An 18,449-nucleotide genomic window follows, 5' to 3' on the forward strand; every position below is an offset into this window, starting at 1 on the left:
GACAGGTGCCCGGTGTCCAGCCCGTCCGTCTCCTACCTCGTCCCCGTGCTCAACGAGGCCTCCCGGCTGGCCGAGGCCGTTCAGGCCGCTCTGGGCCAGGAGTACGCCGGGGAGCAGGAGGTCGTCGTGGCGGTCGCCCCCTCGAGCGACGGCACCGAGGAGGTCGCCGCCGCGCTCGCCGCCGCCGACCCCCGGGTGAGGGTCGTCGACAACCCGGCCACCGACATCCCGGCCGGCCTCAACCGCGCGCTCGCGGCCTCGACCGGCGAGGTCGTCGTCCGCGTCGACGCGCACTCGGCGCTGCCCGAGGGCTACACGCGGCGGATGGTCGAGGTGCTCGTCGAGACGGGGGCGGCCAACGCCGGGGGCATCATGCGGGCCGAGGGTCGCACGCCGCTCCAGGAGTCCATCGCCCGCGCGTACAACAGCGGGCTGGGCCTGGGCGGCGGCGTGCACCACGCCGGGTCCGCCGCCGGGCCGGCCGAGACCGCCTACCTCGGGGTCTTCCGGCGCTCGGCGCTGCTCGCCGTCGGCGGCTACGACGAGACGCTGCGCCGCGGCGAGGACTACGACCTCAACGAGCGCCTGCGCTCGGCCGGGTACGAGGTGTGGTTCGTCCCCGACGTCGAGGTCACGTACTGGCCGCGCGAGGACTGGCGGCCGCTCGTGCGGCAGATGTGGGCCACCGGCGTGTGGCGCGGCGAGATGGTCCGCCGCAACGGCCGCACCCGGCTGCGCTACCTCGCCGCGCCGGCCGTCGTCGCCGGGCTCGGGACGAGCGCCGCGGTCGCCCTCTCCGGGCTCGACCGGCGCCACCCCCTGCCCTTCGCGCTGGCCCACCTCGCGCCGGTCGCCTACGCCGGCTTCCTCGGCTGGGTCGCCGCCACCGCCGGGGCCACCGCCCCCCGCGACCGGGCCCGGGACGCCGCCGTCGTCGCCACCATCCAGGCCAGCTGGGGCGCGGGGTTCCTCAAGGGCGTCACCCGCGGGGCGGGGACCACGGTCGACCGCAGCCGGGTCCGTCGCCGCTGACGCCTCCCCCGGAGGTCGTCGTCAGCGGCGCGGCAGGGCGCCGAGCGCCAGCAGCCGGGCGACGACCCGCTCCGAGGCGCGGCCGTCGTCGAACGGGTTGAAGTCGGCGCGCCACTGCGCGTACCGCGTCGCCCAGCGCTCGCGCTCGTCGGGGTCGTCGGCCCGGGCCACGGCGTCGGCCACCTCCTCGGTGGTCCGCACGAGCGGACCGGGGGCCCGCTCCGCGAGGTCCCACGCGAACCCGCGGACCTCCTGCTCGTAGCGCTCGGCGTCGGCGACGTGGAAGACCATCGGCCGGCCGGTGGCGCTGAAGTCGAACATCACCGACGAGTAGTCCGTGACGAGCACGTCGGCCAGGGCCAGCAGGTCACTGACGTCCGGGTGGGCGGTGACGTCGAGGACGCGGTCGGCGGCCACCTCGGCCCGCAGCCCGAGGGTGCGGGCGTGGCCGCGGACGAGGACGGTCCAGTCCGGGCCGAGCCGCTCGGCGAGGGCCGTCGGGTCGAGGGGGTCGGGCGCCTCGAGGGCGTCGTCGCGCCAGGTCGGGGCGTAGAGGACGACCCGGGAGGTGGCGACGCCGAGCTCGCGACGGGTCTGCTCGCCCGACGAGGTGACGACGACGTCGTTGCGCGGGTAGCCGAGGGTCCACATCGGGCGCACGACGGCGTAGCTGCGGCGCAGGGCGCGGGCGCCGAAGTCGTTCTGCGCCAACATCGCCGACCACCGGCTCGACTGCTTGACGACCGCCGCGAACAGGCGCGGCGTGCGGTCGCGCCGGCCGAGGGCGATGCGCTTGAGGGGCGTGCCGTGCCACGTCTGGAGGACGAACTGGTCGCGGCGCGGGCGCCACGAGTCCTCGATCCAGTCGTTGAGGACGAGGAGGTCGGCGCGGTCGCGCGCGGCCCGCCACTCCGGGGTGCCGACCCGGACCGCGGTGGCGCCGGCCGGCACCTCGACGCCGTCGCGCGAGACCGACCACACCCGCTCGACGTGGGGCGCCACCCGGGCCAGCTCGCGGTCGATGGCCGCGGGGTTGCACGAGACGTTGCGGCCGTGGAAGGACTCGAAGAACGCGGTGCCGCCGACGGACCCCTGCGCCGCGGTGGCCGGGGCGGCGCCGAGCAGCGCGTCGACCCGCTCGACGACGCGCGCGGCGGCCCGCCCGTCGCGGCGCTCGTGGTACCGGTCGGCGAGGGCCCGCGTGTGGGCGAGGGCCGCCTCCCGTGCCGGCCCCCCGGGCCACGTGGCGGACAGCCGCTCGAGCGCCTGTGCCCACGAGCGTTCGACGTGCCCGCCCGTCGTCTCCTCGTACGGCGCGTAGAGCCCGTGCCGGCGGGTGTACTGCTCGAGGTCGGGGGCGAGGAAGACGAGCGGGACCCCGGTGACCGCGGCGTCGAGGACGACCGAGCTGTAGTCGCTGACGACGGCGTCGGTGGCCCAGAGGACGCGCATCACCTCCGGCTCACCGGCTGCGTCGAGCAGCCGGACGGCGTCCGAGCGGTACGACCAGTCCCCGACGGCCAGGGGGTGGGGGCGCACGAGGAGCACGGCGTCGTGGTCGGCCAGCCACTGCTCGATCTCCGCCCACTCGGCGGGCGTCGGGACCACGGGGTCGGCCGCGCCGTCGCGCCAGGTCGGGGCGAGCAGGACGACGCGCCGCCCGCCGAGGTCGCCCACGGCCGCCTCGACACGGGCGCGGGCGGTTCTCCGCCGGTCCTCCTCGGTGCCGCGGAAGAGGACGTCGGCACGGGGCTCGCCGAGCACCTCGACCCGCTGCGGGTCGGCCCCGAGCGCGCTCGCCATCAGCGGGGCGACCGTCGTCGACGACACCGGCAGCAGCCCGATGCGCTGCCCCCCGCGCCGGTACATCGAGGCGAGCAGCCGGGGCACCGGGCCGCGGTCGCCGACGACCGGCAGGCGCATCGCCGCCGGGCTGTCGAGGTGCATCCGCTTGAGCGGACTGCCGTGCCAGAGCTGGACGACGAGCGCTCCACCGGTGCCGAACCGGCTCGCGTCGCCGTACCCGTGGGTGAGGACGACGACCGCCGCCCGGGTCGCCGCGCGGAACGCTGCCCACGAGCCGTGCTCGAGGACGCGGACGCCGAGGGCCCGCGCGTCGGCCGCCTCCCGGGGGCTGCGGGCCAGCCACGTGACGCGGTCGGCCCGGCCGCGGGCGACGAGCTCCTCGACGAGGGCCCGCGCCCCGTCGTGCACGCCGTACGCGCTGCCGACGACCCAGGTGTCCCGCCGGCGCGGCACGAGGCGCGTCACGAGGTCGCCGAGGGCGTAGCGCGGGAGCCAGAGGACCTTCTCGACGTTGCGTCGGGCGAAGGCGGTGTCGGGCACGGGCGTCAGTATCGCGCACCGGGCCCGCCGGCCGGCCGCGCCACCCACCGGTCGAGGTGAAACCCGACCGCGAGAAGGTCCCCTTTCACCTCGACCCCCGGCATCCTCCTCCCGTTGAGGTGAAACCCGACCGCCAGAGGGTCCTCTTTCACCTCGACCCGGAGCGGGGGACCGACGTCAGCCGGCCGAGCAGACGCTCGCGAGGTCGCCGGTGTTGGCGTCCGGGTCGGTGCCGGGTCGCTCCATGACCGCCGGCGTCGAGGCCTCGGGCTTCGGCGTGCTCTTGGCCGTCGGCGCGGCCTTCGCGGTGGAGGCGGCGGTGGGCTTCGGTGCGGCCGGGCCTTTCTCGGACGCCGCGATGGCCGCGCTGACCGTCGAGCGCACGACCGCCGGGTCGTAGTCCCACGGCTTGATGAGCGGCGGGACGAAGTTCACCGAGGTGATCTTCTCCTGCTTGGTCTTCACCGCGACGTCGGCGAGGCCCGCGAGCGCGTCCTGCGGGATGTCGGTGCGGAACACGCCCTTGGTGGCCGCCGCGAGGTCGCCGAAGTGCAGGAGGACGGTCTGCGGGTCGAGCTGCTTGACGAGCGCGGTGACGACGCAGCGCTGGCGGGCCATCCGCTCGTAGTTCGTCGACTTGGTCCGGCTCCGGGCGTACCAGAGCGCGTGGTAGCCGTCGAGGTGCTGGGCGCCGGGCTCGATCCAGTCGAAGATCTCGCGCGACCCCCCGCCCATCGGGGTCCGGCGCTGGACGGTGATGTCGAGGCCGCCGACGGCGTCGACGACGCTGCTGAAGCCCTTGAGGTCGACCATGACGTAGTACTGGATGTCGAGGCCGGTGAGGCTCTCGACCGCCTCGCGGGTCGCGAGCAGGCCGGGGTCCTTCGTACCCGCCGGGAACCGGTCGGCGTGGTCGTGGCCCCAGGTGTAGAGCGCGTTGAGCAGGCACTCGTCGCCGCAGGTCCAGCCCTCGGGCATGAGGCCGGCCATCACCGAGCCGGGGCGGAAGTGGATGTTCTCGGTCTCGCGGGAGAAGCCGAAGAGGACGGCGCGGCCGGTGTCGGCATCGACGCTCGCGAGCTGGATGGAGTCCGGACGCATCCCGATGCGGCCCGCCCCGCTGTCGCCGCCGAGGAGGAGGACGTTGTAGCGCCCGTCGACGGCGCCCGCGGCCTCGCCGGTGCCGAAGACCGAGGTCATCGCGGCCCGGGCGGTGCCGACGGTCGAGCCGAGCCAGCCGACCAGCCCCGGGACGAGGAGCAGGACGAGCAGGAGGACGAGCAGCCGCCGCCGGTCGCGCGAGGGCAGCCGGTCGGGACGGCCGAGCCGCCAGGCGTCGACGAGGAGGACGACCCAGAGGACGGCGAGCCCGACGAGGAGGACCTGGAGGAGGACGAGGCTGACGCGGTGGGTGAGCAGGGTGAGCAGCGCGGTCCGGCTCGCGAGGCCGACGAGACCGAGCACGAGGGCCAGCGCGACGGCCCCGCCGAAGGCGCGCAGCGCGACGCGGCCGAGGGCCCGGTTGCCGGCGGCCACCTGGGCGCTGCCGGGCAGGACGAGGGTGAGGAGCAGGAGGGTGACGGCGCGCCGGCGGTCACGGCCGCCGCCGCGGCGCTGGCGCGTGTCGACGCGCACGGTGTCCTCGGCGACGTCGCGCTCGAGCACGCCGGTCCCACGTGGCTCTCCCATGGTCAGCCAGTATCGACACGGGTGTCCCGGTCGTCGTCGAGGCGCGCCGGGGCCGCCGGGGCCGGCTCGCCGCCGGTCCCCACCCCGGGCCGTCATACTGGGTGGCCGCACCGAGCCGGAGGTGGAGCGTCCATGAGCGACGACGAACGAGCCCGCCCGATCCCCCAGGGGTCCGGGCGGGACGACGACGTCTACGTCGTCGACACCCGCCGGCGCGTCCGCCCGTCCGCCGCCGGGCGCGCCCCGCAGCCCGTCACGGCTCCCCCGCCCGCGCCGGCCGGGGGCTACGACGAGTACGGCCGCCCGTTGCCGGCCGGTGGCGGCACCGGCGCCCGTCCGCCACGCGGCGGACGCCCCGCCCGGGAGCCCCGCGGGCCGCGCGAGCCCACCGGCCGCCCGCGCCGCCGGGGCCGACGCGTCGCGAGCCTGCTCGTCCTGCTCCTCGTCGGGTGGGTGGCGTTCACGGCCGTCGCACCGTGGCACGCGTGGTCCACCGTCAGCCGCGAGGACACCGAGCCCTCCGGCGAGCGCCCGGCCGCCGGCGACGGCCACACCTACCTGCTCGTCGGCTCGGACAGCCGCGAGGGCCTGACGGCGGCCCAGAAGAAGGCCCTCGGCACCGGCAGCGCCGAGGGCCGGCGCACCGACTCGATCATCCTCGTCCACGTGCCGTCGGGCTCGGGCAAGCCGGCCCTCATCTCCATCCCCCGCGACAGCTACCTCCCGATCCCCGGCAAGGGCAAGAACAAGGTCAACGCCTCGTTCGCGTTCGGCGGCCCGAAGCTGCTCGTCCAGACCCTCGAGCAGGCCACCGGGCTACGCATCGACGGGTACGTCGAGATCGGCTTCGGGGGCTTCGCCACCGTCGTCGACAGCCTCGGCGGCGTCGACATCTGCGTCCCGCGGAACATCACGGACAAGAAGGCGCACCTCAAGGTCACGAAGGGGTGCCAGACCCTCGACGGCCCGACCGCGCTCGGGTACGTCCGCGCCCGCTACTCCGACCCCAAGGGCGACCTCGGCCGCGCCGAGCGCCAGCGCCAGTTCCTCGGCGCGGTGATGAAGAAGGCGGCGACCCCCGGCACGGTCCTCGTCCCCTGGCGCTGGTGGTCCTTCACCCACGCGGCCGCCTCGAGCGTCTTCGTCGGCGAGGACACCTCGCTCCTCGACGCGTACCGGATCCTGTCGACGATGCGGAAGGTGTCCTCCGACGAGGCCCTGAGCCTCGTCGTGCCCGTCTCGGACCTCAACGCGACGACCTCGGCCGGCTCCTCGGTCCTCTGGGACGACCAGCGGGCGAAGGACCTCTTCGGGATGCTGCGCGACGGCACCCCGCTCGAGGCCCCGCCCGAGGGCACCGACGGCAAGCCCACCGGGGGCTGAGGCCCCCCACCTGCACTCTCAGGGAGCACCCAGACCGGGCCGTTAGACTCGCCCGGTCCCGCGCCCGCGGGGCCTCGACGAGCACGTTGACAGGGAGGGCCGGTGGACGGCGCCGCACCCCGCGGGGACGAGCACGACCTCGGCCCCGACGACGCCTTTCCCAGCCGCCGCGAGGTGCACGGCAAGGAGCGCCGGCCGTGGCGCCGCCGGCTCGTCGTCGCGCTCGTGCTCGTGCTCGCCCTCGGCGGCGCCGGCGCGGCGTGGGCCACGTGGCACCTCAACGCGAACATCACGAAGGTCGACGTCTCGCAGGCCGTGGGCACCGACCGCCCGACGCAGGCCCCGCAGGCCCGCGGCGCCGTGAACATCCTGCTCGTCGGCTCCGACACCCGCGAGGGTGACGGGAACGACGCCATCGGCAAGGTCGTCGAGGACCCGGGGCAGCACTCCGACACCAACCTCCTCGTCCACCTCTCCAAGGACCGCACCTGGGCGACGGTCGTCTCGATCCCCCGCGACTCGATGACCAAGGCGCCCCCGGAGTGCTCGCCGAAGGCCCCGAAGGACCAGTGGGTCACGCGGCAGTGGAACCACAACTACAAGATCGGTGGCATCGGCTGCCTCATCCGCACCCTCGAGGGCAACACCGGCGTGCGTGTCGACCACTACGCCGTCGTCGACTTCCGCGGCTTCCAGTCGATGGTCGACGCGCTCGACGGCGTCAAGGTCTGCACGAGCGAGCCCATCGACGACCGCGAGTCGGGCCTGCGCCTCTCCGCCGGGACGCACACCCTCAAGGGCAAGCAGGCGCTCGCGTACGTGCGCACCCGCAAGTCGGTCGGTGACGGCTCCGACCTCGGCCGCATCCAGCGCCAGCAGGCCTTCCTCTCCTCGATCGCCCAGAAGGCCACCTCGAGCAAGCTGCTCTTCCAGCCGACGGCCCTCTTCGGCTTCCTCGACGCGGCGACGAAGTCGCTGACCACCGACCCCGACTTCGGGCTCGGCACGATGAAGGACCTCGCCGAGAGCGTCCGGGGCATCGGGCTCGACAAGATCGAGTTCGTCACCGTCCCTAACGAGTCCTACGCCCCCGACCCCAACCGGGTGCAGTGGCAGCCCTCGGCCGACGTCATCTGGGAGGCCTTCCGCGAGGACCACCGGCTCGGCGAGAAGCCGTCCGCGTCGGCGTCGCCCTCCCCCACCGCGAGCCCGCTCACCGTCTCCCCCGCCGACGTCTCCGTCGACGTCCGCAACGGCGCGGGGGTCTCGGGGCTGGCCAGCCAGGCGGGGGCCGCGCTCGAGGTGCAGGGCTTCACGGTCGCGGGCACGGGCAACGGCGAGTCGCGCACCGGCACGCTCGTCGAGTACTCCGCCGGTCAGGAGGAGGCCGCCCGCACCGTCGCCGCGGCCTTCCCCGGCGCGACGCTCGAGGAGGCCACCGGGCTCGGGAAGACCGTCCGGGTCACCCTCGGCGCCGGCTCGAAGAACGTCGTCGAGGTCGAGAACCGCACCGGCACCCAGGCGCTGCCGAAGCAGCCGGTCAAGGCCCCGACGCCCGCCCCCACCCCGACGCCGACCATCGAGGCGCGCGCGGCCGACGCCGACATCTGCTCGGCCTCCTCCTGACCCCGGCAGCGCCGGAGGGTCAGTCCGCCGCGCGCAAACCCGCCTCGAGGCGGTCGACGAACGCCTCGTCGAAGACCCCGAGGTCACCGGTCGCGATGTCCCGCTCGACGAGCTCGAGGACGACGGTGTCCGACTCGACCATCTCGTGGAGCACGAGGTCGGGCTCGGTCTTGACCCAGTGCCGGGTCGTCGAGCGCTCGAACCACGGCGTCCACGCCGCCCGCGAGTTGAAGGTGAACGAGTCGCCGATGATCGCCGTGCGCCCGCGGACCAACGCGCCGGGGTCGTCGGAGGACTGCTGGGTGCGGAAGGTGAAGTCGCCGCTGCGCGACTCGGAGTCCAGCCGCACCTCGGGGCGCACGACGTCCCACCCGGGCACCTCGTCGACCCGGTCCTCCAGGAGGACGCTCGCGAGGTCGCCCTGCTTGCGGAACGGCGCCCCGGCGCGCACCTCCGACTGCTCCCACGTGCCGGGGGCGACGTGGTCGACGACCGCGCGGGCGTAGACGAGTGCTCCCGCCGGGGTCCAGTGCGAGTCCGAGCGCAGGTAGGCGCGCCCGGGGCCGGCGTCGGCCTCCTCGAGGGCGGGGCGCAGGTCGAGGAAGTCGGGGTCCCGACCGGTGTACGCGGACCAGAAGGCGTCCTTGCGCTCCGCGGCACAGGCCCGCCCCAGGTACCGCGCCGGGAGACCGTCGTCGACGACGGTCGACTTGTCCGGGACGACGACGACCGCGACCGTCCGGCCGTGCTCGCGCAGCAGCGTCGTCATCCGCTCCAGCCGCTCGACCGTCTCCTCGACCCCGAGCTGCGGGTGGCAGGCGTTGACGAAGTCGCCGCCCGCGTAGAGCCACCGGTCCCGCCCCTCGACGACCGAGGGCCACGCGACGCCGTCGACGACCCGCGTCGGCTCGACCGCGTGGTCGCCGAAGACCCCGCGCACGACCTCGCTGCGGGCCTGCACGGCCGCGGTCCGGACGGGCAGGTGGTCGCTGACCCACAACGACGCCTCGTCGAAGACCTTCCAGCCGGCCGAGAGCGACGGCCGGTCGGCGAGCGGGCGGTTCTCCAGGGCCGTGGCGCGCGCGCCGGCCAGCCCGGCGACGAGCGGCCCGAACACGAAGACCCCTCCCGCGACGACGACGGGCAGGAGGCGGCGGTGCTGGCCGGGGCGGGTCACGGTCACGCTCCTAGAACTGGAAGTAGAGGAAGGGGCTGAGGGTGCCGACGGCGACGAGCACCCCGGCGGCGGGAGCGGCGACCCAGCTGGCGATGGCGCGGGCGGCGGCGGCCCCGACGCCGCGACCGGTGTCGAGGACCCGGCCGAGGACGAGGTCGCGCGGCATGAGCACGACGAGGGCCGCGAGGGCGAGGACGACGACGCGCTGGTTGGTCAGCGACACCGCGACGACGTCGGAGAGGCCCTCACCGGTCGGTACGACCATGACGCGCAGCACCTCGAGCGCCTGCTCCATCGACCCGGACCGGAAGAACACCCAGCCGACCATGACGAGGAGGAAGGTGACCGCGCGCGGCAGGACCGTCGCGAGCCCGCTCCACTCCCGGCGCCCGAGCCCGGTGAGCCGCTCGACGACGAGGAGCATCCCGTGGAAGAGGCCCCAGACGAGGAAGGTCCACGCGGCCCCGTGCCAGAACCCGGTGAGCACGAAGACGGTCAGCAGGTTGAGGTACGTGCGCCCGGTCCCGGACCGGTTGCCGCCGAGCGGGATGTAGACGTAGTCACGGAACCACCGGGACAGCGACATGTGCCACCGGCGCCAGAAGTCGGTCACGGACACCGCGGAGTACGGGCGGGCGAAGTTCTCGGGGAACCGGAAGCCGAGCATCCGGGCCAGCCCGATCGCCATGTCGGAGTACCCGGAGAAGTCGAAGTAGATCTGGATCGTGTACGCGAGGACGCCGACCCACGCCGCCGTCGTCGTCAGCGGCTGCCCCGAGAAGGCGGCGTCGGCGACCGGTGCCACCGTGTCGGCGACGACGACCTTCTTCGCCAGCCCCATGCCGAAGCGAGGGAAGCCGGCCGCGAAGTCGGCGAACCGGTCCTTGCGCACCTCGTGGAGCTGGTCGGCGATCTCGTGGTAGCGGACGATCGGGCCGGCGATGAGCTGGGGGAACATCGCGATGTACGTGACGAAGGTCAGCAGGTTGCGCTGCGCGCGCTTGCTGCCGCGGTAGACGTCGACGACGTACGAGATGTGGTGGAAGGTGAAGAACGAGATGCCGATCGGCAGCCCGAGGGTGATGACCGGGCTGCTCCCGCCGAACAGCTCGGCGAGCGCGTCGACCTGCCGGGAGGCGAAGCCGGCGTACTTCCAGACCCCGAGGAGGCCGAGGTCGAGGGCGACGACCGTGACGAGCGCCACCCGGCGGGCCCGCGGTCCGAGCCCGCGCTCGGTGTCGACGAGCAGGCCCCCGACGAAGTTGGCGACGATGCAGGCCAGCAGGCCGAGGACGAAGGGTCCGCCGCCCCAGGTGTAGAAGACGAGGCTGGCGAGCGCGACGACCCCGTTGCGCCACCGGGCCGGCAGCGTCCAGACGAGGACGAGGACGACCGGGAGGAAGACCCACAGGAACATGGGGGTGGCGAAGGACATGCCTCGGACTTCGTGCAGGGTGCGGGGGACGGTGGCCGACGGGGCCGCCGAGCACGCTAGCAGGGCCGGGGTGGTGCCCCGGCCGCGGGGAGCGGACCGTCCGCGGGGTCAGCCCTTGAGCAGCTGGCGGGCCATGACGATGCGCTGCACCTGGTTGGTGCCCTCGTAGATCTGGGTGATCTTCGCGTCGCGCATCATCCGCTCGAGCGGGAAGTCGCGGGTGTACCCGGCGCCCCCGAGGAGCTGGACGGCGTCGGTGGTCACCTGCATCGCGACGTCGGAGGCGTAGGCCTTGGCCGCGGCGCCGAAGAACGGCAGGTCGGCGTCGCCGCGCTCGGACTTGGCCGCCGCGACGTAGACGAGCTGGCGGGCGGCCTCGAGCTGCATCGCCATGTCGGCGAGCATGAACTGCACGCCCTGGAACTCGGCCACGCTCCTGCCGAACTGCCGGCGCTCCTTGACGTAGGCGACGGCCTGGTCGAGGGCGCCCTGGGCGATGCCGACGGCCTGCGCGCCGATCGTCACGCGGGTGTGGTCGAGGGTGGCCAGCGCGATCTTCAGGCCCGCGCCGACCTCGCCGACGACGCGGTCGCCGGGGATGCGGCAGCGGTCGAAGTGGAGCTCACGCGTCGGGGAGCCCTTGATGCCGAGCTTGCGCTCCTTCTCGCCGAACGAGAACCCCTCGTCCGACTTCTCGACGACGAACGCCGTGATGTTGTTGCCGCGCGGGCCGTCGGGGTCGGTGACCGCGAGCACGGTGTAGTACTCGGAGACACCGGCGTTGGTGATCCACGACTTCTGCCCGGTGAGCACCCAGTCGTCGCCGTCACGCACGGCCTTGCACTTCATTGCCGCGGTGTCCGAGCCGGCCTCGCGCTCGGAGAGCCCGTAGGAGAAGGTCGACTCCCCCGCCGCGAGCGGCGTGAGGTAGCGCTTCTTGACGTCGTCGGACGCGGCGAGCAGCAGCGGCATCGACCCGAGCTTGTTGACGGCGGGGATGAGCGAGGAGGACGCACACACCCGGGCGACCTCCTCGATGACGATGCACGTCGCGAGGGCGTCGGCCCCGACCCCGCCGTACTCCTCCGGCACGTGCGGCGCGAAGAAGTCGGAGGCCACGAGCGCGTCGTGGGCCTCCTGGGGGTAGCGCGACTCCTCGTCGACCGCGGCCGCGTAGGGCGCGATCTTGTCCTCGGCCACCGCGCGGACCGCCTCGCGGATCGCCTCGTGGTCCTCGGGGAGCCGGTAGATGTCGAAGTCCGGGTTGCCGCTCATGCCGGGCATGTTACTCGCCGGTACCGACGGGCGCTCAGGCGGTGATGTTCCCGCCCTCGAAGCGCCCGGTGGAGGTGCCGTCGCCGTTGTCGGCGACGTGGGCCAGCGGGAAGCCGTACCGGCCCGCCGGCCCACCGGCCGCCTGCCACTGCTCGAGCACCGGGCCCCACACCCCGTAGCAGGGGGCACCGGCGAGGCTCCAGAGACCACCGTGCTCGAAGCCCTGGGTGGTGCCGCGGGCGATGTCCTGCCGGTCCCCCGTCGGGAAGCCGAGGACCCCGCCCTCGCGGCCGAGCTCGAGCCACGCCGTCCACGCCCAGTTGTGCACGAGGGCGCGCGGCGTCGTGATGCCGCTGACGATCGCGCCCTTCTGGAAGCGCTGGATCCAGCCGCCGGCCGGGAAGTTCTCGACGAGCGCCACCGGCCAGCGCAGCGGCCCGTTCTCGCGTCCGCTCTGGTTCCACATCGTCCAGCGCCAGCCCCAGACGCACTGGGTGGCCGTGACCGTGCTGTCGACGATGGCGCCGTTCTGGAAGCGCTGCACCCACCCGCCGTCGCGCAGGCCCTCGAGGCGGGGGCCGGTGGGAAAGCCGATGACGTCGGGGCCGCCGTACTCGGCGTACTTCGAGAGCACGAAGCTCGTCATCGCCGCGGCTCCGGTGGCGCTGGTCCACCAGATGCGTCCGCCCTGGTAGTTCACGTACTTCGCCCGGCCGTCGATGGTGTTCTTGATCGGCGAGGTCGAGGCCTTGAGGTAGGAGCGCTGGCCGCCCATCGCGGTGTAGAGCTGCTCCATCGGTCCCCACTGCGGCAGGTACGGCGAGCTGTGCTCGGCGGTGGCGTCGGAGCGCAGCGACGTCGTCGAGCAGTTGTCCCACCGGTACGGCGGGACGCAGGACACGACGCGGCAGTGCACGCCCCCGCTGCACTTGACCTGGGTGTTGCACTGGCCGTAGCGGAAGTCGTTGCAGCACACGCGCCGCTGGTCGCAGGTGGCCTTCGAGCCCGCGCCGCACGAGCAGTTCCAGCACTTGCTGTCGCAGATGTGGTCCGAGCATCCGCTCGTGCACCTCGTGCACTTGGCGTTGCAGTCGACGATGTACCGGTACCCGCCACCGCACCACGACGAGTCGGCGGCCTTCCACCAGCCGGCGGTGAAGCTGCCGGGCGGGCAGCCGTTGACGCCCTTGTTGATCGTGGCGCAGAAGATCGTCCACCCGCCGGCGGCGGTGTTCGACGGGCCGCAGATCGTCGCGTACGCGGACTGGGGACGCAGGGCGTAGGCCTTGGGATCGGTGGCCAGGGCCGAGCCGGCCACGGCCGCACCGACGAGGACGCCGCGCCGGCTGACGCCCCGACCGCGGGCCAGCCGGTCGACGAGCCCGGCGAGACCGCGGGGGCGGGTGAGGACCTCGTCGAGGGTCGTGCGGTTCGTCGTCGTCACAGGACCACTCCCTTGCGGCGCATCGCGACCGCGGACTCGACACCCATCGAGCGGACGACCCCGGCCGCCCGCGGGACGGTGGCCATCCGGCGGCTGTGGCTGCCGATGACCGTGTACAGGCAGAAGGCGCGCCCCCCGACGCTGAAGAAGTGCTGGCTCGCCGAGCGGCCGGGCAGCTGCCGGGGCATCCGGCCGGGCGAGAACTGCGAGGGCGCGAGCCGGGGCCAGCCGGAGCGGGCGAAGAGGCCGGTGCCGGCGAGGTCGGAGCCGTACTCGACGAGCGCGACGAAGACGTCCTCGGAGGCCAGCTCCTCGACGAGCCCGGAGCCGAAGTCACCGGTGCCGGTGGGGATGGCGCGCGAGCAGACGTGGAGCACCGGGAGCGTGCGCTCGACGGGCCCGCCGTCCGCGGCGTCCGGCGGGGCGATGCCCCGCGCGGCGGCGTCGGCCCCGGCGTCCGTGGGTCGGCGGGCGATGCTCGAGGCCCAGCCGGCCGGCACGTCGAGGGTGATGCCGTACCCGGTCCGCCTCATGACACTCCACCCATGGCCGTCCACACGAGGGCCGCGGCCCCCGTCGAGAGGCCCACCCTAGCCACGACCTCGGCGGCCCGCGCGCCGAGCTCGACGCGGCGCAGCACCGCCCACAGCTGCTCGCGCGAGTGCACGCCCGCCATGCCGACGAGCGGCAGGGCGCGGACGAGCCCGAAGACCAGCCCGAGCAGCGCCCCGGCCCACGGCGTGCCGCCGAGGGCGGCGAGGACGAGCACGGCGTAGGTCGTCGAGCTGGTGACGATGGTGACCACGCCGAGCCCCAGCTGGGCACCGAACCCGACCCCGACGACCCAGCCCCGGTACCGCCCGATCCACGCCTCGTCGACCTGCCGGCGCCACGACGGGAGCCGTGCGCCGCCGACGCCCAGGTCGAGCAGCAGGCCGACGACGAGGAGCAGCGCGGCGAGCCCGAACCCGGCCCCGGACCAGCGCCACCGCTCGGGGACGAGGGTGCCGAGGAGGGCGGCGAGCAGCCCGACGGCGGTGCCGCCGAGGGCGGAGGACAGGACGTAGGCCGTGGTGGTCAGCCACCAGCGGGAGGCGCGGGCCCGCTCACCGAACGGGCTGATGCTCGTGAGCATCGACTCGCCTCAAGGGCTCCAGGTGGCCCGGACCGCCGCGAGCACCGCCATCGGCACCCCGACGGCGAGCACGACGGCGAGCGCGGTCACGACCGGGGGTCCGCCGCGTCGTCGGGGTCCGGCGGGGTGTGCAGGCTCGGGTGGCCGGGCGTGATGCCGGCCGCGAGGAGCTCGGTGTCGATCCGGCTGAGGTCGTCGCGCTCGCCGCGGTCGACGATGCCCGCCGCCCCGGCCGCACCCACCGAGCCGGGGCCGCTGCGCCCGGCCGCGGCGCGGGCGTGCGCGCTCTCGGCGACGGCCTGCGCGAGCAGGTCGCTGACGGCCGGCCACGAGGTCGCCGACCCCTCGCCGGTGACGGTGCCGTCCTCGACGAGGACGAAGTACGGGGAGCCCGGGATGTCGTAGTCGGCCCACGCGGCGCTCGACGCGACGACCCGGGTGCCGGGACGGGCCAGCCGCGCGAGGGTGGCCGGCGACTCGTCGGGGGTGTCCTTGACGACGACGACGACCCGCGCACCGGCCGGGGCCTCGGTGTCGCCGTCGAGCTCGTTCCAGAAGGTCAGGCAGACGCTGCACCCCGAGGTGAGGAACGCGAAGAGGGTGGCCGGCGCCCCCGACCCGGACACCTCGACGACCGAGTGCCGGCCCTCGAGGTCGGTGCCGACGACGTCGTGCGAGGTGCTCGAGGAGGACCGGGTCGCCGGGACCACACCCGGCTCGATCTGCACGGGGACGGCGCCGGGCGGGCCGTCGTGGCCCCCGCCGTCCGCGGCCGCCTCGCGCTCGAGGTCGAGGCCCGCACCCAGCTCGTGGAGCGCCTTGAGGATGAGGGCGTGGCTGCGCAGGAGCCCGAGGACGAGGACCCCGAGCAGCGCGATGGCCACCCCCTCGGCGACGACGACCCAGACCATCTCAGACCCTCCTCGTGCTCGCGCTGCGGACCGCCCGGACGTCGACCGACGGCAGGACCGCCATCACCTGCCACGCGAGGAAGCCGACGAGGGCGGCGAGCCCCGCGACCCCCGCGGCGGTGCCCGGACCGACACCCTGCCACGGGTCGGTGGGAGGCGCGACGGCGAGGACCGCACCGACGAGGGCGGCGAGCCCGGTGAGGAGGGCGTGCACCCGGGTCGGCGGGGTGTCGGCCTTCCCGAAGCAGCCGCAGCTCGAGAGCACGCCCCCGCGGCCGAGCGCCCGGACGACGAACGCGGTGAAGCCGGCGTAGAGCAGCGCGACGAGCACGGCCGTCGAACGACCCGGGACGAGCAGCGCCGCGAGCCCGACGGCCACCTCGACGGCCGCGAAGGCCCGGACCCCGGCCGCCGGGGCGGGCAGGCCGGCCGAGCGCAGCGCCCGCCGGAGGTCCCCGGGTCGCACCACCTTGGGGGCGCCGGCGAGGACGAGCAGGGCCGCCGCCGCGAGGAACGGCACGCCGAGGACGCCCCAGGCGCCGCCCGTCACGTCACTCCCCGCGCAGCAGGTGCCACAGGTGGCCGTGCTGCTCGCGGTCGCCGAGCTCGGGGAGCACCTCGCGCTCGAAGAGCTGGACGCCACTGAGGTCGTAGGCCTGCTCGACGAAGTACGTGATGGCGTAGGTCATGCCGCGCGACTCGAGGTCCTTCAGCCGCTCGAGCACCTGCTCCGGCGTGCCGACGAGCGGCCCGGTCTCGAACGAGCGCACCGTCTCCTCGACGACGTCGGCGGGCAGCCCCGCGGACTCGTAGTGGTTGCGGATCCAGGCCAGCCGCTCCCGGACCTCGCGCTCGTCGCGCCCGATGACGACGTTGTAGTTGGCGCTGCGGACGATCTCGCCGAACTCGCGGCCGACGTCGCGGCAGTGCTGCTCGAGGATCGCGCTCTTGGCGCTGAACCCCTCCGGGCTGCCGTCGAAGTTCGTGTAGTCGGCGTACTCGGCCGCGATGCGCAGCGTCTTCTTCTCGCCGCCGCCCGCGACCCACATCGGGATGCCGTTGGCCCGGCTGCCGGGGAGCGAGGTCCCCTGGAGCGGCTGCGGGAAGCACATCGCGCCGTCGACCGTGTAGTGGTCGCCGTCGAGCGTCGCCCGCCCGGTGGTCCACATCTGGCGCATGACCTCGACGCCCTCGCGCAGCCGGGCGAGGCGCTCGCCGGCCCGCGGGAAGCCGTAGCCGTACGCGCGCCACTCGTGCTCGTACCAGCCGGCGCCGATGCCCATTTCGAGCCGCCCCTCGGAGACGACGTCGACGGTGGCGGCGACCTTCGCGAGGTAGGTCGGCTCGCGGTAGGACATGCAGGTGCACATCTGGCCGAGCCGCACCCGGCCGGTCACCCCCGCGAACGCGGCCATGAGCGACCACGCCTCGTGCACACCGGCCTCCGTGGGCCGCGGCACCGGGTGGAAGTGGTCGTACACCCAGATCGACGTCCAGTCCTCGATCCCGTCGGCGCGGCGGGCCAGGCCGGCCATGACGCCCCAGTGCTGGGCCGGGTCGATGCCGACGAGGTCGTGGCGCCAGCCCTGCGGGATGAACAGTCCGAACTTCATGCGCGCTCCTTGCGGTGGTGGTGCCACCGATCATGCCCCAGCGGGCCCCGCCCGGCTCCGGCGCGGTGCAGGGCCACCGTAGGCTGGGCCGGTGGCACACACGATCTGCGTCGTCGGCACCTCCTACGTCGGCCTCTCCCTCGCCGTGCTCCTCGCCCGGCAGCACGACGTCGTCGCCTACGACATCGACGAGTCGCGCGTCGCGACCCTGCGCGAGGGACGCAGCCCCATCTCCGACCCCGACATCGAGAGCCACCTCGCCGCGGGTGGGCTGCGGCTCACCGTGACGACGGACAAGGAGGAGGCCTACCGCGGGGCCGAGTTCGTCGTCGTCGCCACCCCGACGAACTACGACGAGCGGACCAACTACTTCGACACGAGCAGCGTCGAGCAGGTCGTCGGCGACGTCCGGCGCATCGCGCCCGAGGCCACGGCGGTCGTCAAGTCCACGGTCCCCGTCGGCTTCACCCGCGCCCTGCGCGAGCGGCTCGGCACCGACCGGGTCGTCTTCAGCCCCGAGTTCCTCCGCGAGGGCAAGGCGCTGCACGACAACCTCCACCCCTCGCGCATCGTCGTCGGCGACCGCGGGCCGGCCGGGGAGCGCTTCGCCCGCCTCCTCGCCGACGCCGCCCTCGACGACGACGTGCCCGTGCTCCTCACCGACAGCACCGAGGCCGAGGCGATCAAGCTCTTCGCCAACACCTACCTCGCGATGCGGGTGGCCTACTTCAACGAGCTCGACACCTACGCCGCGACGCACGGGCTCGACACGCGCCAGATCATCGACGGCGTCGGCCTCGACCCGCGCATCGGCACCCACTACAACAACCCGAGCTTCGGCTACGGCGGCTACTGCCTGCCCAAGGACACCAAGCAGCTGCTCGCCAACTACGCCGACGTGCCGCAGACCCTCATCCAGGCCATCGTCGACGCCAACACGACGCGCAAGGACTTCGTGGCGAGCGACATCCTCGCCCGCGAGCCGAGGGTCGTCGGCATCCACCGGCTCATCATGAAGGCGGGCTCGGACAACTTCCGCAGCAGCAGCGTGCAGGGCGTCATGAAGCGGCTCAAGGCCAAGGGCGTCCAGGTCATCGTCCACGAGCCCGAGCTGCACGAGGACTCCTTCTACGGCTCCCCCATCGTCTCGCTCGCGGAGCTCAAGGAACGCTCGGACGTCATCGTCGCCAACCGGCTCGTCGACGAGCTCGCCGACGTCGCCGACCGCGTGTACACGCGCGACCTCTTCGGCGGCGACTGACCCCAGGCCCCCGCCGACGGGTCCAACCCCTCGGATTCTCGAAAGTCTTGCGCTGCAGCAGAATTCCGCAGTCTTCTCTTGTCATTCGAACGTCGGTTCGATACGATTGAGCCCTCGCAGGG

The 18,449-nt window shown here is 74.1% G+C and carries 15 protein-coding genes; 4 read left to right on the forward strand and 11 right to left on the reverse strand.

Going from position 1 to position 18,449, the window contains the following annotated elements; all coding sequences use genetic code 11:
- The first annotated feature begins 12 nt into the window (after positions 1 to 12).
- Entirely contained in the window at positions 13 to 1,032 is a 1,020-nt protein-coding gene (locus JQN70_RS11375; RefSeq protein ID WP_204131455.1) for a glycosyltransferase, read from the forward strand.
- A gap of 21 nt (positions 1,033 to 1,053) precedes the next feature.
- On the opposite strand, the gene JQN70_RS11380 is transcribed toward JQN70_RS11375, so the two are convergent.
- Positions 1,054 to 3,378 carry a CDP-glycerol glycerophosphotransferase family protein gene (locus JQN70_RS11380; protein WP_204131456.1) on the reverse strand — a complete coding sequence of 775 codons (2,325 nt, stop codon included), beginning with the start codon at positions 3,376 to 3,378 and terminating at the stop codon, positions 1,054 to 1,056.
- 177 nt (positions 3,379 to 3,555) lie between these two features.
- Positions 3,556 to 5,067, reverse strand: a complete 1,512-nt coding sequence (locus JQN70_RS11385; protein WP_204131457.1) for an LCP family protein — start codon at positions 5,065 to 5,067, stop codon at positions 3,556 to 3,558.
- A gap of 132 nt (positions 5,068 to 5,199) precedes the next feature.
- On the opposite strand from JQN70_RS11385, the gene JQN70_RS11390 reads away from it, so the two are divergent.
- Both JQN70_RS11390 and JQN70_RS11395 read left to right on the forward strand, forming a co-directional pair.
- Positions 5,200 to 6,450 carry an LCP family protein gene (locus tag JQN70_RS11390; RefSeq protein WP_204131458.1) on the forward strand — a complete coding sequence of 417 codons (1,251 nt, stop codon included), beginning with the start codon at positions 5,200 to 5,202 and terminating at the stop codon, positions 6,448 to 6,450.
- Between the two features lie 102 nt (positions 6,451 to 6,552).
- Positions 6,553 to 8,076, forward strand: coding sequence for an LCP family protein (locus JQN70_RS11395; RefSeq protein WP_204131459.1), 1,524 nt, complete (start codon positions 6,553 to 6,555; stop codon positions 8,074 to 8,076).
- Between the two features lie 19 nt (positions 8,077 to 8,095).
- Here the strand turns inward: JQN70_RS11395 and JQN70_RS11400 are convergent, their stop codons facing one another.
- From JQN70_RS11400 to JQN70_RS11440, 9 genes are all read right to left on the reverse strand, one after another.
- Entirely contained in the window at positions 8,096 to 9,253 is a 1,158-nt protein-coding gene (locus tag JQN70_RS11400) for an alginate O-acetyltransferase AlgX-related protein (protein WP_204131460.1), read from the reverse strand.
- 10 nt (positions 9,254 to 9,263) lie between these two features.
- Positions 9,264 to 10,688: an MBOAT family O-acyltransferase gene (locus tag JQN70_RS11405; protein ID WP_204131461.1), complete on the reverse strand. Its 1,425-nt coding sequence runs from the start codon at positions 10,686 to 10,688 to the stop codon at positions 9,264 to 9,266.
- Positions 10,689 to 10,796: 108 nt separating this feature from the next.
- Positions 10,797 to 11,963, reverse strand: coding sequence for an acyl-CoA dehydrogenase family protein (locus tag JQN70_RS11410; protein ID WP_204131462.1), 1,167 nt, complete (start codon positions 11,961 to 11,963; stop codon positions 10,797 to 10,799).
- A gap of 34 nt (positions 11,964 to 11,997) precedes the next feature.
- A complete protein-coding gene (locus JQN70_RS20955; RefSeq protein ID WP_204131463.1) occupies positions 11,998 to 13,407 on the reverse strand; it encodes an LGFP repeat-containing protein in 1,410 nt (469 codons plus the stop codon).
- The gene (locus JQN70_RS11420; RefSeq protein WP_204131464.1) at positions 13,404 to 13,940 is read right to left on the reverse strand and encodes a hypothetical protein; all 537 of its coding nucleotides are present in this window, start codon (positions 13,938 to 13,940) and stop codon (positions 13,404 to 13,406) included. Before JQN70_RS11420 ends, JQN70_RS20955 begins: the two co-directional genes overlap by 4 nt.
- Positions 13,937 to 14,542: a sulfite exporter TauE/SafE family protein gene (locus JQN70_RS11425; protein WP_204131465.1), complete on the reverse strand. Its 606-nt coding sequence runs from the start codon at positions 14,540 to 14,542 to the stop codon at positions 13,937 to 13,939. Before JQN70_RS11425 ends, JQN70_RS11420 begins: the two co-directional genes overlap by 4 nt.
- An 86-nt stretch (positions 14,543 to 14,628) precedes the next feature.
- Entirely contained in the window at positions 14,629 to 15,453 is an 825-nt protein-coding gene (locus tag JQN70_RS11430; RefSeq protein ID WP_204131466.1) for a hypothetical protein, read from the reverse strand.
- 1 nt (position 15,454) lies between these two features.
- Positions 15,455 to 16,003: a MauE/DoxX family redox-associated membrane protein gene (locus JQN70_RS11435; protein WP_204131467.1), complete on the reverse strand. Its 549-nt coding sequence runs from the start codon at positions 16,001 to 16,003 to the stop codon at positions 15,455 to 15,457.
- A 1-nt stretch (position 16,004) separates the two neighbouring features.
- A complete protein-coding gene (locus JQN70_RS11440) occupies positions 16,005 to 17,066 on the reverse strand; it encodes a TIGR03560 family F420-dependent LLM class oxidoreductase (protein WP_204131468.1) in 1,062 nt (353 codons plus the stop codon).
- A 91-nt stretch (positions 17,067 to 17,157) separates the two neighbouring features.
- Here JQN70_RS11440 and JQN70_RS11445 point away from each other — a divergent pair, with 91 nt between their 5' ends.
- Complete coding sequence (locus JQN70_RS11445) at positions 17,158 to 18,327, forward strand: nucleotide sugar dehydrogenase (protein WP_204131469.1); 1,170 nt, start codon at positions 17,158 to 17,160, stop codon at positions 18,325 to 18,327.
- The last annotated feature ends 122 nt before the right edge of the window (positions 18,328 to 18,449 follow it).

It is taken from the genome of Phycicoccus sonneratiae (assembly GCF_016887965.1).
GTDB lineage: Bacteria > Actinomycetota > Actinomycetes > Actinomycetales > Dermatophilaceae > Phycicoccus > Phycicoccus sonneratiae.